Annotated in this window: 14 protein-coding genes; 10 read left to right on the forward strand and 4 right to left on the reverse strand. The window is 71.5% G+C overall.

Annotation, left to right across the window (positions count from 1 at the left end; all coding sequences use genetic code 11):
- Positions 1 to 5: 5 nt before the first annotated feature.
- The 7 genes from ABZT04_RS19280 (at position 6) to ABZT04_RS19310 (ending at position 5,364) form a co-directional block, all read left to right on the forward strand.
- Positions 6 to 899 (forward strand): DMT family transporter, encoded by an 894-nt coding sequence (locus ABZT04_RS19280; protein ID WP_356057840.1) that lies wholly within the window; start codon positions 6 to 8, stop codon positions 897 to 899.
- 37 nt (positions 900 to 936) lie between these two features.
- On the forward strand, positions 937 to 1,467 hold the full coding sequence (locus ABZT04_RS19285) for an NUDIX domain-containing protein (RefSeq protein WP_356057842.1): 531 nt from the start codon (positions 937 to 939) through the stop codon (positions 1,465 to 1,467).
- A 10-nt stretch (positions 1,468 to 1,477) separates the two neighbouring features.
- Entirely contained in the window at positions 1,478 to 1,870 is a 393-nt protein-coding gene (locus ABZT04_RS19290; protein ID WP_355906374.1) for a DUF202 domain-containing protein, read from the forward strand.
- Positions 1,867 to 2,190 (forward strand): DUF202 domain-containing protein, encoded by a 324-nt coding sequence (locus ABZT04_RS19295; RefSeq protein ID WP_356057843.1) that lies wholly within the window; start codon positions 1,867 to 1,869, stop codon positions 2,188 to 2,190. Before ABZT04_RS19290 ends, ABZT04_RS19295 begins: the two co-directional genes overlap by 4 nt.
- 491 nt (positions 2,191 to 2,681) lie before the next feature.
- The gene (locus tag ABZT04_RS19300) at positions 2,682 to 2,978 is read left to right on the forward strand and encodes a hypothetical protein (protein ID WP_356057844.1); all 297 of its coding nucleotides are present in this window, start codon (positions 2,682 to 2,684) and stop codon (positions 2,976 to 2,978) included.
- A 142-nt stretch (positions 2,979 to 3,120) separates the two neighbouring features.
- The gene (locus ABZT04_RS19305; protein WP_356057845.1) at positions 3,121 to 4,143 is read left to right on the forward strand and encodes a phosphotransferase family protein; all 1,023 of its coding nucleotides are present in this window, start codon (positions 3,121 to 3,123) and stop codon (positions 4,141 to 4,143) included.
- A gap of 6 nt (positions 4,144 to 4,149) precedes the next feature.
- Positions 4,150 to 5,364, forward strand: a complete 1,215-nt coding sequence (locus ABZT04_RS19310) for an acyl-CoA dehydrogenase family protein (RefSeq protein ID WP_356057846.1) — start codon at positions 4,150 to 4,152, stop codon at positions 5,362 to 5,364.
- A gap of 79 nt (positions 5,365 to 5,443) precedes the next feature.
- Here ABZT04_RS19310 and ABZT04_RS19315 read toward each other — a convergent pair whose 3' ends face one another.
- Positions 5,444 to 6,022, reverse strand: a complete 579-nt coding sequence (locus ABZT04_RS19315; RefSeq protein ID WP_355906359.1) for a hypothetical protein — start codon at positions 6,020 to 6,022, stop codon at positions 5,444 to 5,446.
- A gap of 186 nt (positions 6,023 to 6,208) precedes the next feature.
- On the opposite strand from ABZT04_RS19315, the gene ABZT04_RS19320 reads away from it, so the two are divergent.
- On the forward strand, positions 6,209 to 8,203 hold the full coding sequence (locus tag ABZT04_RS19320) for a histidine kinase (protein WP_356057847.1): 1,995 nt from the start codon (positions 6,209 to 6,211) through the stop codon (positions 8,201 to 8,203).
- Positions 8,200 to 8,907, forward strand: coding sequence for a response regulator transcription factor (locus ABZT04_RS19325; RefSeq protein WP_356057849.1), 708 nt, complete (start codon positions 8,200 to 8,202; stop codon positions 8,905 to 8,907). Before ABZT04_RS19320 ends, ABZT04_RS19325 begins: the two co-directional genes overlap by 4 nt.
- Before the next feature lie 12 nt (positions 8,908 to 8,919).
- Here the strand turns inward: ABZT04_RS19325 and ABZT04_RS19330 are convergent, their stop codons facing one another.
- Genes ABZT04_RS19330 through ABZT04_RS19340 form a run of 3 tightly spaced genes read right to left on the reverse strand, consistent with a single transcriptional unit; the run spans position 8,920 to position 11,968 of the window.
- Positions 8,920 to 9,513 carry a TetR/AcrR family transcriptional regulator gene (locus ABZT04_RS19330; RefSeq protein WP_356057850.1) on the reverse strand — a complete coding sequence of 198 codons (594 nt, stop codon included), beginning with the start codon at positions 9,511 to 9,513 and terminating at the stop codon, positions 8,920 to 8,922.
- A 26-nt stretch (positions 9,514 to 9,539) separates the two neighbouring features.
- Positions 9,540 to 11,207, reverse strand: coding sequence for an AMP-binding protein (locus ABZT04_RS19335; RefSeq protein ID WP_356057851.1), 1,668 nt, complete (start codon positions 11,205 to 11,207; stop codon positions 9,540 to 9,542).
- The gene (locus ABZT04_RS19340) at positions 11,204 to 11,968 is read right to left on the reverse strand and encodes an SDR family oxidoreductase (protein WP_356057852.1); all 765 of its coding nucleotides are present in this window, start codon (positions 11,966 to 11,968) and stop codon (positions 11,204 to 11,206) included. The genes ABZT04_RS19335 and ABZT04_RS19340 overlap by 4 nt, the downstream gene beginning before the upstream one ends.
- 212 nt (positions 11,969 to 12,180) lie before the next feature.
- Here ABZT04_RS19340 and ABZT04_RS19345 point away from each other — a divergent pair.
- A partial coding sequence (locus tag ABZT04_RS19345; RefSeq protein ID WP_356057853.1) for a hypothetical protein occupies positions 12,181 to 13,576 on the forward strand: 1,396 nt, incomplete at its 3' end.

The following is a 13,576-nucleotide window of genomic DNA, read 5'->3' on the forward strand; positions in this document are numbered from 1 at the left end:
GCAGCGTGTCGGTTCTGGTTCTGATGCTCTCGGTGAGCGCGGCCTGTTGCCTCGGCTTCGGGTTCGTGCTCCAGCAGAACGTGGCCCAGCAGGCACCCCTGAGCGACTTCCTCTCGCCGCGGCTGCTCCTCGACCTGATGCGGGTGCCGCGCTGGCTCGGCGGTATCGGTCTGATGGTCGCGGGCATGGTGCTCGGCGCGATAGCGCTCAGCCGCGGCGAGGTCTCCCTGGTCGAACCGCTCCTCGCGACGAACCTGCTCTTCGCGCTCGCCCTCTCCCGCAAGCAGACCAGACAGCCCCTGGGCCGTCAGGGCTGGGCGGGCCTCGCGCTGCTCGCGGGCGGCGTCACGACCTTCATCGTCGCGGGCGAGCCGCGCAGCGGGACGGCGGTCACGAACCCCTTTCGCCACTGGCTGATCATCGGCGCGATGGTCGGGCTGGCCCTGCTCCTCACGACGTACGCCAAGCGGTCCCGGCTCAGCTCGGGCCCGGTCCTGCTGGCCCTGGCCGCCGGGCTCCTCTACGGCGTGCAGGACGCGCTGACCCGGGTCAGCGGCCAGCGCTTCACCGAGGGCGGCCTCACCGAACTCGTCACCGGCTGGCAGCCGTACGGTGTGCTCGCGCTCGGGGTGACCGGTCTGATCCTCGTGCAGAGCGCGTTCGAGACCGCTCCCCTGCGGATGTCGCTGCCCGCCCTCACCGCGGCCCAGCCGCTGGCCGGGATCATCTGCGGGGTGGGTTTCCTGGGCGACCGGCTGCGCACCGACACCGGCGCGCTGGCCTGGGAGGCGGTGGGCCTCGCCGGGATCGTCGTCGGCATCCTGCTGCTCGGGATGCACCCCGCGATGCCGTGCGGCACCACGAAGCCGAGGCCGGTCCTGGATCTCCAGCGCCGCTGACCGACACGGACGGCCCGGCCCCTGTTTGGATGGGGACATGAGCGCAGCAGACGAACTCCTCGACATCGTCGACGAGCACGACCAGGTCACCGGGCAGGCCCCACGCGGCGAGGCGTACGCAAGAGGCCTGCGCCACCGCGCGGTCTTCATCCAGGCACGGGACGCGCAGGGCCGTATCTTCGTCCACCGCCGTACATCCATGAAGCTGGTCTTCCCGTCCCTCTACGACATGTTCGTCGGCGGGGTGGTCGGCGCGGGCGAGTCCTACGACGAGGCGGCGCTGCGCGAGGCCCAGGAGGAACTGGGCGTCTCCGGGCTGCCGCATCCCGGCTTCCTCTTCAAGTTCCTGTACGACGACGGGGCCGGTCGGACCTGGTGGTCGGCGGTGTACGAGGTGCGCTGCGACCTTCCGGTCAGTCCGCAGGTCGAGGAGGTCGCCTGGCACGCCTTCCTGGAGGAGGGGGAGATCGTGCGGCGACTGGAGGAGTGGGAGTGGGTGCCGGACGGGCTGGTGGCCTACGAGAAGCTCAAGGCGTACCGGGAAGAGTCGGCCGGACGGGCCGGATAGGGTCCTGCCCGTGATCGAATTCGCACGGAACGTCCGGCTGTGGTTCGCGCCCCAGGAGATCCGCGAGGAGGGCGGCACACCCGACTACCGGTTCTCGCTGGCCAACGAGCGCACCTTCCTGGCGTGGCTGCGTACCGCGCTCGCGCTGATCGGCGGGGGTTTCGCGGTCGACCAGTTCCTGCCGGACCTGCGCTGGGCCTGGCGGGTCGGCCTCGCCCTCGCGCTGCTCGCGGCGGGCGTTCTGTGCTCACTGCGCGCGGTCAACCACTGGGTGCGCTGCGAGCGGGCGATGCGGCGGGGCGAGGATCTTCCGGTGTCGCGTTTCCCGGCGCTGCTGAGCATCGCCGTCGCGGTGGTGGCCGTGGTGATGGTCGTCGTCGTACTCGCCGGCTGGGAAGGATGACCAGAACTCCGGCCCCGGACCGCGACCCGGGCCTCCAACCCGAGCGCACCCGACTGGCCTGGCGCCGCACGACCCTGTCGAGCACGGTCGCCGCGGTACTGGCCGTCAAGGCCTCCCTCCACGGCGGAGCCCGCCCGGAAGGCGTGCTGATCTGCGCCCTGTGCTGCACCCTCTGGCTGGCTTTCCTGGCCGTGGCCCACCACCGCATCCGCACCCTCACGGCGGACGCCACACCCCCGGCCCTTTCCCCTCGCCTCGCCACGACGGCGGTGCTGTGCACGGTGGCTGTGGCGGTGTGTGCGGCGGTGCTTGTGTATTGAGGCGGGCCGTGTGTCGGGTGGGTCGAGCGGGGATACCGACGCCCTCGGGGCGCCGATGCACGAAGCAGCGCCAGCCGATCGCGGCACGGGCCGATCGCGCGGCACGGCCCGATCGCGCGGCACGGCCCGATCACGCAGCACGGCCCGATCACGCAGCACGGGCCGATCACGCAGCACGGGCCGATCACGCGGTAGCGCGCTCCGGCCCGGAGCCACCGATCGGGAGCGTGGACTGCTCACGCGGGGCCCCGGCCGGCACCCGCACCCGCACCCGCACCCGCGGCGAAGCTCGCGCGCGGGCCCGCTCCCGCCGAACCACTAGCCGTTCACGCGACACCCCGCCCAATCCGCACACCGCCCCAAGCCCACGGCACCCCCCTCAGCGCACCCGTGCACCAAGCCCACCGCCACGCGCCCAGAATGACCCAATACACCGCATTCGCGTGGCAACCTGTGCGACGTCATCGACCGCACTACCGAAGGTGAGCGCCATGACCGTCCTGCATCTGGAGCACTCCGCCCACACCCACGCGCACGGCCCGGACTGCGGGCACGCCGCCGTGCCGCACGAGGACCATGTCGACTACGCGCACGACGGGCATCTGCACCGCGAGCACGGTGGGCACTGGGACGAGTGCGAGCCGGGCGGGCATGTCGCTCATGAGGGGCACGAGCACCGGCACGGGCAGGACTGCGGGCACGAGAGTGTGCTGCACGGCGACCACGTCGACTATGTGCACGACGGTCACCGGCACGCCCTGCACGACGGGCACTGGGACGATCACTGAGGGACTTGGGCCTGGATTCGCCGTTCGACGGCGGATCCGGGCCTATCGTGGCTCCGGTCACGTTTCGCTCCTCTACTGGACGACATACCGACTGGTCGGCATGATGAGTCGAGTCTTGTTCATCCGTTCGTAGGAGTGATGTATGAGCCCCGACCACCCGCCCGGACTCGATCTCGACCGGCTGCGCGGTCTGCTCGACCGCGAGCGGCCCGGTCTGGTGACCGGTGCCCTGTCCGGCCGGCTGATCGAGGGCGGACGGTCGAACCTCACCTACGCGGTCACCGACGGCTCCGCGAAGTGGGTCGTACGGCGCCCCCCGCTCGGCCATGTACTGGCCACCGCACACGACATGAAGCGCGAGCACCGCGTGATCAGCGCCCTGCACCCGACGAACGTACCGGTGCCCAGGCCTGTGCTGCTCTGCGAGGACGACGAGGTGCTCGGGGCGCCGTTCTACGTCATGGAGTTCGTGGACGGCACGCCGTACCGCACCGCCGACGAACTCGCCCCGCTCGGCCCGGACCGCACCCGGGGCGCCGTCCTCGAACTGGTCGACACGCTGGTCGAGTTGCACTCGGTGGACCCCGCCGAGGTGGGCCTCGCGGACTTCGGCCGGCCCGAGGGCTTCCTGGACCGCCAACTGCGGCGCTGGGGCAAGCAGTTGGACGCCTCCCGCAACCGCGAACTGGCCGGCGTCGAGGAGTTGCACGCGGCCCTCGGCCGCCGCCTCCCCGACTCCCCCGCCCCGGCGGTCGTGCACGGCGACTACCGGCTCGACAACGTGCTCATCGGTGACGACGACCGCATCAAGGCCATCCTCGACTGGGAGATGTCCACGCTCGGCGACCCGCTCACCGACCTCGGTCTGCTGGTGATGTACAGCATCCCGCTGAAGCTGCCCAACTCCCCCATTTCCACGACCGCTTCGGCCCCGGGCCACCCCGCACCGGCCGAACTCATCGAGCGGTACGCCGCGCGCTCGGGGCGCGACGTCTCCGCGGTCGCCTGGTACACGGCGTTCGCCTGGTTCAAGCTCGCCGTGATCCTGGAGGGCATCCACTACCGCTACACCCTGGGCCAGACGGTCGGGCGCGGCTTCGACCGCATCGGCGAACTGGTCCCCGTCTTCATCGAGCACGGCCTGACCACCCTTCAGGAAGGCTGATCCACCATGGACTTCGCGTTCGACGCACGCACCGAGGAACTGCGCGCCAAGCTCCTGGCCTTCATGGACGAGTACGTCTATCCGGCCGAGCCCGTCGCCGAGGAGCAGCGCGCTCAGCTCGCCTCCCCCTGGGACACCCCTGCCGTGGTCGGGGAGTTGAAGGCGGAGGCGCGCAGGCAGGGCCTGTGGAACCTCTTCCTGCCCGACTCCGAGTACGGCGCGGGCCTGACCAACCTGCAGTACGCGCCACTGGCCGAAATCACCGGTCGCTCCCCACACTTGGCGCCCACCGCGCTGAACTGTGCGGCACCGGACACCGGCAACATGGAGGTGCTCACCCAGTTCGGCGACGAACAGCAGAAGAAGCAGTGGCTGGAGCCGCTGCTCGCCGGTGAGATCCGCTCGGCCTTCGCGATGACCGAGCCGGAGGTGGCCTCCTCGGACGCCACCAACATCACGACACTCATCGAGCGCGACGGTGATGAGTACGTGATCACCGGCCGCAAGTGGTACATCTCCGGGGCGATGAACCCGGACTGCAAGATCTTCATCGTGATGGGCAAGACCGATCCGGACGGCGCCGATATCCGCCGCCAGCAGTCCATGGTCCTGGTCCCCCGCGACACCCCGGGCGTCACGGTCAAGCGGGCGATGCGGGTCTTCGGCTACGAGGACCACTCGCACGGCGGCCACGCCGAGGTGGTCTTCGACCACGCGCGGGTGCCGGTGACGAACCTGGTCGGCGAGGAGGGCGGCGGCTTCGCCATCGCCCAGGCGCGGCTCGGTCCGGGCCGTATCCACCACTGCATGCGGCTGATCGGCATGGCCGAGCGGGCCATCGAGCTGATGTGCCGACGGGCGATCTCACGGCAGGCCTTCGGCAAGGCGCTGGCCCAGCAGGGCGTGGTGCACAACTGGATCGCGGACGCGCGGGTCGCCGTAGAGCAACTGCGGCTGCTGGTCCTCAAGACGGCCTGGATGATGGACACGGTCGGCAACAAGGGTGCCCACACGGAGATCCAGGCCATCAAGATCGCCACCCCGCGGACGGTCGTCGGCATCCTCGACCGGGCGATCCAACTGCACGGCGCGGGCGGTGTGAGCCAGGACTTCCCGCTGGCCGAGCTGTACGCGAGCGCCCGCACCCTGATGCTGGCCGACGGCCCGGACGAGGTGCACCAACGGTCGCTGGCGCGCCGGGAGTTGAAGCAGTACCTGTAGTACCGGTAGTACCTGTGGGCACGTGTGGGGCTGGAAGGGTGGTCGCACCCCTTCCAGCCCCGTTCCCCCGAGGTGATGGTCAGTTGGGCGTGCTCGCCTTCAGCGTCCAGCCCTGGCGGCAGGTGTGGCCGAAGGTGCCGATGTCACAGCCCTCGACGGTGAAGACGTAGGCGCCGGTGTTCCGCTCCAGCACCCGGATCCGGCCGGACGTGGAGCCGCGGAACTCCCGTTGGGTGCCGCCGGGGTCGGAGGCGCTGGTCCAGCGGACCAGGAACGAGTCGTAGTGGTGCTCCGGGGCCGTCGTGCCCCAGTTGAAGTAGGCGTAGCCGCGGTCCTCCCACGCGGCGACGACCATGTTGGAGCCCTGGCGCGGCGACCAGGTGGCGGTGCCGTAGGTGAAGTACTGGCGCTTGCCCGCGTACACGTTGTTCAGGTACACGTCCCGGGTGCCGGTGGTCGGGCAGCCCAGCCAGCCGCCGGCTCCGCCGAGCGCGCTCCAACGCTGGTAGATGTGAGGCTCGTTCACCGAAATGCCGCACCCGGCCCGGGCCGGTGTCTGTGCGGGTGTCTGCGCGGCGGCCGGCACCGCCGCCGTGCCGCCGAGAGCGAGCAGGGAGCCCAGGACAACGCCGGTCAGGCGTCGCTTCGTTGACAGCATGGTGTTTCCCCCGTCGGTTCCTGTCGTCCGGTCCGGCGGTGTGCCCGCCGTTCCGCTGCTACGAGCATCACGGCGACGGGGGCCGGGAGTTGAGGGGAATCCCTCGGGCGACGCCGGGGACCTCTCCCGGGTGGACCGGGAAGCGTTCCCGAGACACCCGGGCGCCGCGCCCCCACGATGGGACGCATGAACGACCGCGACGGGCGCACCCGGCCACCTGCGGCGACGGCGTACGTGCTGTTGGGGCTGGCGGCACTCCAAGTGGCCGCCGGGGCGGTCGCGTTGGCGGCGGCCGAGGTCTCCCTCGCGGACCTGGTCCACTACGACATGGTCGTCGACCTGGCGGTCGGCCTCGCCTACCCGGTCTGCGGCACGGTGATCGCACTGCACCGGCCGCGCAATCCCATCGGCTGGCTGCTGATCGCCTACGGGCTGGGCCACGCCTTCACGGGCATGTCGATCGGACTGGCCGTCCAGGGCCTGCGCTGGGGCTGGTCGCCGGACGTCCTGCACACGCTCACGACCGTCGGCCGGCACACCTGGATCCTCGGCAGCTCCACGGCGTTCGTGCTGGTGTTCTTCCTGTTCCCCGACGGCCGACTCCCCGACCCCCGCTGGCGCTGGGCGCTGATCGCCCAACTCCTCTCCTCCCCGCTGGACTTCGCGATCTGGGCCCGGGACGACTGGGGCCTGTTCCGCGGCACGCCCGCGCAGCCCTCCTACCTCCCGGTGCCGGACGGCTGGATGCACGCCCTGCGGGACGTCGAGACCGCCAAGGCCTGTCTGGTGCTGGCCGCCGTGTTCGCCGTCATGGCCATGCGCTACCGGCGCGGCAACGAGCAGGACCGCCGCCGGCTGCTGTGGCTGATCGCGGGCATACTGCCGCTGGCGCTGAGCGTGGCCCTGCAGATCATGGGCTTCCCGGCCGTCTACACCTCGTGCTGCACCCTGTTCCTGCCCACCGCCATCATGATCGCGGTGGTCCGCGAGGAGTTGCTCGACATCCGCCTGGTGGTCTCCCGCAGCCTGCTCTACGGCGCGCTCACGGTCGGCGTGATCGTCGCCTACGTCGGCCTCGTCACCTCCGCCCAGGCCCTCCTCAACCCCGACCCCGCGCTGCTCGGCCCGGCACTGATCACCGTCACCCTCGCCGTCGTCTTCGAACCCGCCCGCCGCCTGCTGCAACGCGTCGTCGGCCACGCCCTGTACGGCGACCGGCACGACCCGGTGCGCGCGGTCTCCCGCATCGGCGAACGGCTGGCCGGCACCGGCGTCGACGCGGTCCCGGAGGCGGTCGGCGAGGCACTGCGGCTGCCGTACGTCTGCGTGGAGTCGAAGTCCGGGGTGACGGACGGGAGTTGGGGCGAACCGGGGGAACGGATCCACGCCATAACGCTGGACTACGACGGCCGGACCGTCGGCGCGCTGGTGATCGGGCTGCGCCCCGGCGAACAGCAGCCCGATACCGCCGACCTGGCGGTGCTGGAACTCCTGGCCGTACCGCTGGCCGCCGCGTTGCACGCCACCGACCTCACCCGGCAGTTGCAGCACTCCCGGGAACGCATCGTGGCCGCCCGCGAGGAGGAGCGGCGGCGGATCCGCCGCGATCTGCACGACGGGCTCGGGCCGACCCTCGCGGGGGCGGCCTTCCAGGCGGACGCCGTACGCAATCTGCTGGCCTTCGATCCGGAACGGGCGGCGGCGCTGCTGGTCGAGCTGCGGTCCGAGGTCGGGGGCGCGGTCGCGGAGGTGCGCCGGCTGGTGGACGGGCTACGGCCGCCGGATCTGGACCAGTTGGGGCTGCTGGGCGCGCTGCGGGAGCGGGCGGTACGGCTGTCCTGGCGGGCGGACGGCGTTCCGCTCCAGGTGCGGGTCCGGGCACCGGAGCTGCTGCCGGCGCTGCCCGCCGCCGTCGAGGTCGCCGCGTACCGCATCGCGATCGAGGCGCTGACCAACGCGGCCCGCCATGCCCGTGCCTCGCGGGTGGACCTGAGCATCGAGATCGGCGACGGGCTGCGCCTGGAGGTGTGCGACGACGGTTCGCCGGTGGACGAGGAGACCGCGTGGACGCCGGGCGTGGGCATCACGTCGATGCAGGAACGCGCGGCCGAGCTGGGCGGCCGGTGTGTGGCAGGGCACGGGCGGGTGGTGGCGACACTGCCGTTGGGAGGGGCGACGTGACGGGCGGAGAACCCGGGGCCGAGAACGACGGGGCCGACGGGGACGCGCTGCGGGTCGTGCTCGCCGACGATCATCCCGTGGTCCGTACCGGGCTGGCCGCGCTCCTGGAGTCCGTGCGGGACGGGACCCCGCGGGTACGGGTCGTCGGGGTCGCCGCGAGCGGGCGGGAGGCGGTCCGGGCGGCGGTGACCCTGCGTCCGCAGGTGATGGTGATGGACATCCGGATGCCCGACCTCAACGGCATCGAGGCGACCCGGGAGATCGGCCGGGTCGCGCCCCGGGTGGCCGTGCTGATGCTCACCATGGTCGAGGAGGACGACTCGGTGTTCGCCGCGATGCGGGCGGGCGCCCTCGGCTATGTCCTCAAGGGCGCGGGCCAGGACGAGATCGTCCGGGCGATCCGGGCGGTGGCCGCCGGTGAGGCGATCTTCGGTCCGGGGGTCGCCCGGCGGGTGCTCGGACAGCTCAGCCGGCCGCCCGCCCGACCCGATCCGTGCCCGACGCTCACCCCGCGTGAACGGGACGTCCTCGCCCTGATCGCCGCCGGCCGGCCCAACTCGACGGTGGCCACCCAACTGGGACTGTCCCCCAAGACCGTCAGCAACCACATGTCGGCGGTCCTGGCCAAGCTGGGCGTCGCGGACCGCGCGGAGGCGGCGGCCTGGGCCCGGGAGGCGGGACTGGGGCCCGCTCCCGAGTCGTAGCGGATTTGTTGTCTACGGCCGCAGCGCGCGCAGCAGCAGGTCGGCGAGGTGGTCGGCGACCTGCTGCGGGGTGAGCGGGCCGCCGGGGCGGTACCAGGTCGACAGGTGGTGGACCGAGCCGAAGTGGTAGTCCACGACGAGGTCGGCCGGGGTCGCCGTGGAGAAGACGCCCTCGCGCTGGCCCTCCTCGACGAGCGCGCGGAAGCGTTCGTGGTAGCGCCGGCGCTCGGCGCGCACCTGCTTGTTCTTCTCCGGGCTCAGATGGTGCATCGACCGGAAGAAGATGGACGCGTCGTCGAGGTTGTCGATCGTCGTCACGACGACATCCGCGGCGGCGTCCCGCAGCCGCTTCTCGACCGGCTCGTCGGCGCCGGCGAACACCTCGAGACGCTCCTGCTGGAGGCGCAGCACGCGCGCGTACACCTCGTGCAGGAGGTCGTCCTTGGAGCCGAAGTAGTGGTACAGCGCCCCCTTGGTGACGCCCGCGGCCTCGACGATCTCCTGCACCGAGGTGCGGTCGTAACCCTGCTCGGCGAAGAGCCGGGTGGCGGCGGCGAGGAGCCGCTGGGGGACAGGAGCCCCGTCTCCGTCGGTCGTCCTGGGCACTGCCGCCACCTGCCTTTCTCAGTTGTTCACGCGCTGTTGTGCGGCCGGGAACGCAGTTCCCGTCGGAGGATCTTCCCACTTGCCGTCTTGGGCAGCTCGGGCAGGATCTCCACCTGGCGCGGATATTTGTAGGCGGCCAGTCTCTCCTTGCAGTACACGGCGAATTCATCGGGGTCGGTCTCGGCGCCCGGACGCAGGCTGATGTACGCCTTCACGGTCTCGCCGCGGTACCCGTCGGGCACCCCGACGACGGCCGCCTCGCGCACCGCCGGGTGCGTGTACAGCACGTCCTCGACCTCGCGCGGCCACACCTTGAAGCCGGACGCGTTGATCATGTCCTTCTTGCGGTCGACGACGTACAGCCAGCCCTGGGGGTCCATGAACCCGATGTCCCCGGTGCGCAGTTCACCGTCCGGGAAGGTCTCGGCGGTGGCCTCGGGGCGCCGCCAGTACCCGGGCACGACCTGCGGTCCGCGCACGACGATCTCGCCCTGCTCGCCGAAGGGCACCTCCTCGCCCTGGTCGTCGACGATCCGTACGACGGTGTCGGGCCCCGGCACCCCCACGGCCAGCGTCCCGGACGCCGGGTCGACGGGTGCCTCCAGAGCGGGCGGCACGGAGGCGCAGGGCGCGGTGCACTCGGTGAGGCCGTAGCCGTTGCGGATGTACGGCCCGAAGCCGGCCCGGAACTTCTCCACCAGGGCGGGCGGCACCGGCGCGCCGCCGGAGGAGATGTTCCAGAAGGACGCGAAGTGCTCAGGGGTGACCGCCGGATGCGCGGCGAGCGCCATGAAGGCGGTGGACGGACCGACCGTGTAGTGGGGCTTGTGCTCGGCGAACGCGTCGAGCACGGTCCCGCCCTCGAAGCGGTACGCCAGCACCAGCGAGCCCGCGCTGACGAGGGAGGCGCCGAGTTGGCACACCATTCCGGTGATGTGGAACAGCGGCGCCATCGCGAAGTAGACCGGCGCGTCCGGCAGTCCGAGCCCGGTGCGCTGCCGTTCGGCGTTGTACAGGATGTTGCCGTGCGTGTTGGTGGCGCCCTTCGGGGCACCGCTCGTCCCCGAGGTGTAGCTGATCAGCGCGATGTCGGAGGGGGCCGGGGCGGGGACCTCGGGTGCGGGGTTGTCCTGGCGGGCGACCGTCACGAGGTCGTCGGCGTCGGCCGCCTGCGGGAGCCGCTCGAAGGTGAGCACGCGCGCGTCGTCGCGGGTCTGGAAGTCCCGCTCGCACGCGGTGAGCACGATCCGCACCGGGGACTCGGCGGCCGTCTCGCGCAGATACGACTCCCACGCGCGGTCGGAGCAGATCAGCGCGGTCACCTCGCCGTCCCGCAGGACGTGGGCCACCTCCCCCGACTTGTACATCGGGTTGACCGGCACGACGATCGCACCCGCCTTCCAGGCACCGAGCAGGGCGAGCACGAAGTGCGGCGAGTTCTGCAGCAGTACGGCGACCCGGTCGCCGCGCTCAAGGCCCCGCGCGGCGAGATGCCCGGCGACGGAGTCGCTCAGCTCGTCGACCTCGCGGTAGCCGAGGCGCCCGTCGAAGTAGGTGAGGAAGGTGCGGTCGGGTGTCTCGGCGACGACCCGGCGCAGGGCGTGCACCAGGGAGTCGTCCGGGCTGATCGGCCCGCGCTGGGCCTCGTTGAGCAGGGCCAGCCAGGGCTGGGCGGCGTAGCGGGAGTCGGTCACGCTCCAGCCTCCCACTTCTGCTGGATGTGGTTCATGGTGGTCAGCCAGCGGTCCGGTTCGGTGGCCCTGACCTGGTAGTACCCGGCGACCTCGGGATGCGGCAGGATCAGGAAGCGGTCCTCCTCGATCCCCTTCATCAGGGCCTCCGCGACGGCGTCGGGCTCGATGGCGGTCGGCTGGAGCACCAGGTCCCCGGCGCTGCCGGTGGCGGCCAGCATGTCGGTGCGGACGCCCTGGGGACAGATGGCGTGCACCTTGAGGCCCCGGTGCCGGTAGGTCAGCGACAGCCACTCGGCGAAGGCGTACGCGCCGTGCTTGGTGACGCTGTAGGGCGCGGCCCCGATCATGGTGAGCAGCCCGGCGGCCGACACGGTGGACACGAACCGTCCTGCGCCCCGCTCCAGCCACCCCGGGATCAAGGCTTCCGCGGCCCGCACATGGGCCATGACATTCACGTCCCAGGCCTGCGCCCAGACCTCTTCACCGGCGGCTTCCGACCCACCGGAACCCAGCCCTGCGTTGGCGCAGTAGATGTCGACGGTCCCGCCGAGAGCGTCCTGGGCGGCAGCGACGATGCCGGAGGCGTCCCCCGGCACGGCGATCCCGCCGATCTCCTCGGCGACGGCCCTGGCCCGCTCGGCATCCAGGTCGTTCACGACGACCCGGGCCCCCTCGGCAGCGAACCGCCGCGCGAGGGCGGCGCCGATGCCACCTCCCGCGCCCGTCACAACCACACCGGCACCCTGAACGGCTTCCACCATCGGTCTCCTTCGACTGCGGCTCCACTGCCCGGCCAGACTAACCGGTCGGTATGTGACACCGGAAGGGCGGACGCCCCACGAGAGGCCCGGGTGCTCGGCGGGTTCGAACTGAATAGCTCCTCTACAAGCGAGTCGAGACGTATGGCCAATCTTCACCGGTAGCGGGACGATGCGCCCACAGCGCACCGCTCCGGGGGAAATGGGGGCCTGTCATGGCGGATCCGGCGATGAGTGTGAGCCCGTACTGGGAGTTGACCTTCGACGCCGACGGGGACGTCGACCAGGAGGAACGCGACCGGCTGCTGCGGGAGGTGCGGCAGCGCGGGGTCGGTGAGCTGATCGTGTTCGCGCACGGGTGGAACAGTCGCCGCTCCACCGCCACCCACCTCTACAGCCGCTTCTTCGCCCCGATTCCGCGTCTCGCGCCGAAGGCCGGGATCGGGTACGTGGGCGTGATCTGGCCATCCATGGAGTTCCCGGACCAGCCGGTCCCGAGTTTCCCGCGATCAACGGTGGCGGCGGCCGGGCCGGCGGCCCCTCCGGCGCTCGACGACGAGACCCGGCACGCGCTCCTCGACACCTTCCCCGGCAAGGCGACGGTGATCGACCAGATCGCCCGGATGCTGGACCAACAGCCGGGCCAGGACACGGAGTTGGAGGAGTTCGGTCGGTTGGTGCGAGCGCTCGTGGAGGTGGTACCGCCCGGTCCGCAAGCGCTGTTCGGCGCGGACACGCTGGCGGAGGGGGTACCGCAGTGCGAGCCGCGGATGCTCGCCGTCGGCGCCGCGGCCGAGGTCTGCGACCAGTTCGCACGGGCGCTGGCCCATCTCGCAGACCCTCGATCTCCGGGCCCGGAAACGGAGTTCGCGCTGCCGAACCCGTGGCAGGGTGCGCGCGAACTGCTGCGCCAGGCGGCCTACTTCGCGATGAAGAGACGCGCGGGCACGGTCGGCGAGCGGGGGCTCGGTCCCGTGGTCGGGCGGCTCGCGGCGGTGGCGCCGGAGGTACGGGTGCATCTGGTGGGGCACAGTTTCGGTGGGCGTCTGGTGTCCTTCGCCCTGCGGGGTCTGCCCGAGGGAGTGCACACGGTCAAGTCCGTGACGCTGCTCCAAGGGGCCTTCTCCCACTACGCGTTCGCGGCCCGGCTGCCCGACGATCCGCGTACCGGGGGCGTGCTGCAAGGTCAACAGAACCGCGTGGACGGCCCGTTGGTGTGCTGCTTCTCGCACTGCGACTCGGCGCTCGGCACGATCTATCCGCTGGCCTCGCGGATGGCGGACGACGACCGCTCGTTCACCGCCCTCGACATCGGGCGGGTGCTGGGCGCCAAGTGGGGCGCGATGGGTCACGACGGCGTCCAGGCGGTGCCGGGCACCCGTTCGGTGACCCTGGCCGAGGCCCTCGACTCACCGCTGCCGACGTCGGGTTGTGTCAACGTCGACGCCTGCGCGGTGGTGTGTCACGGGGGTGCGCCGAGCGGGGCGCACAGCGACATCGTGCATCCGGAACTCGCCCGGGTGGTGCTGGCGGCGGGCCGGACGCCTGGGCCAAGCAGGTGTGCGTCGCGGTGCAGCCGCAGGCGAAGAAGATCGCGGCCGCCAACACGGC

It is taken from the genome of Streptomyces sp. NPDC005492, assembly GCF_040605995.1.
Lineage (GTDB): Bacteria > Actinomycetota > Actinomycetes > Streptomycetales > Streptomycetaceae > Streptomyces.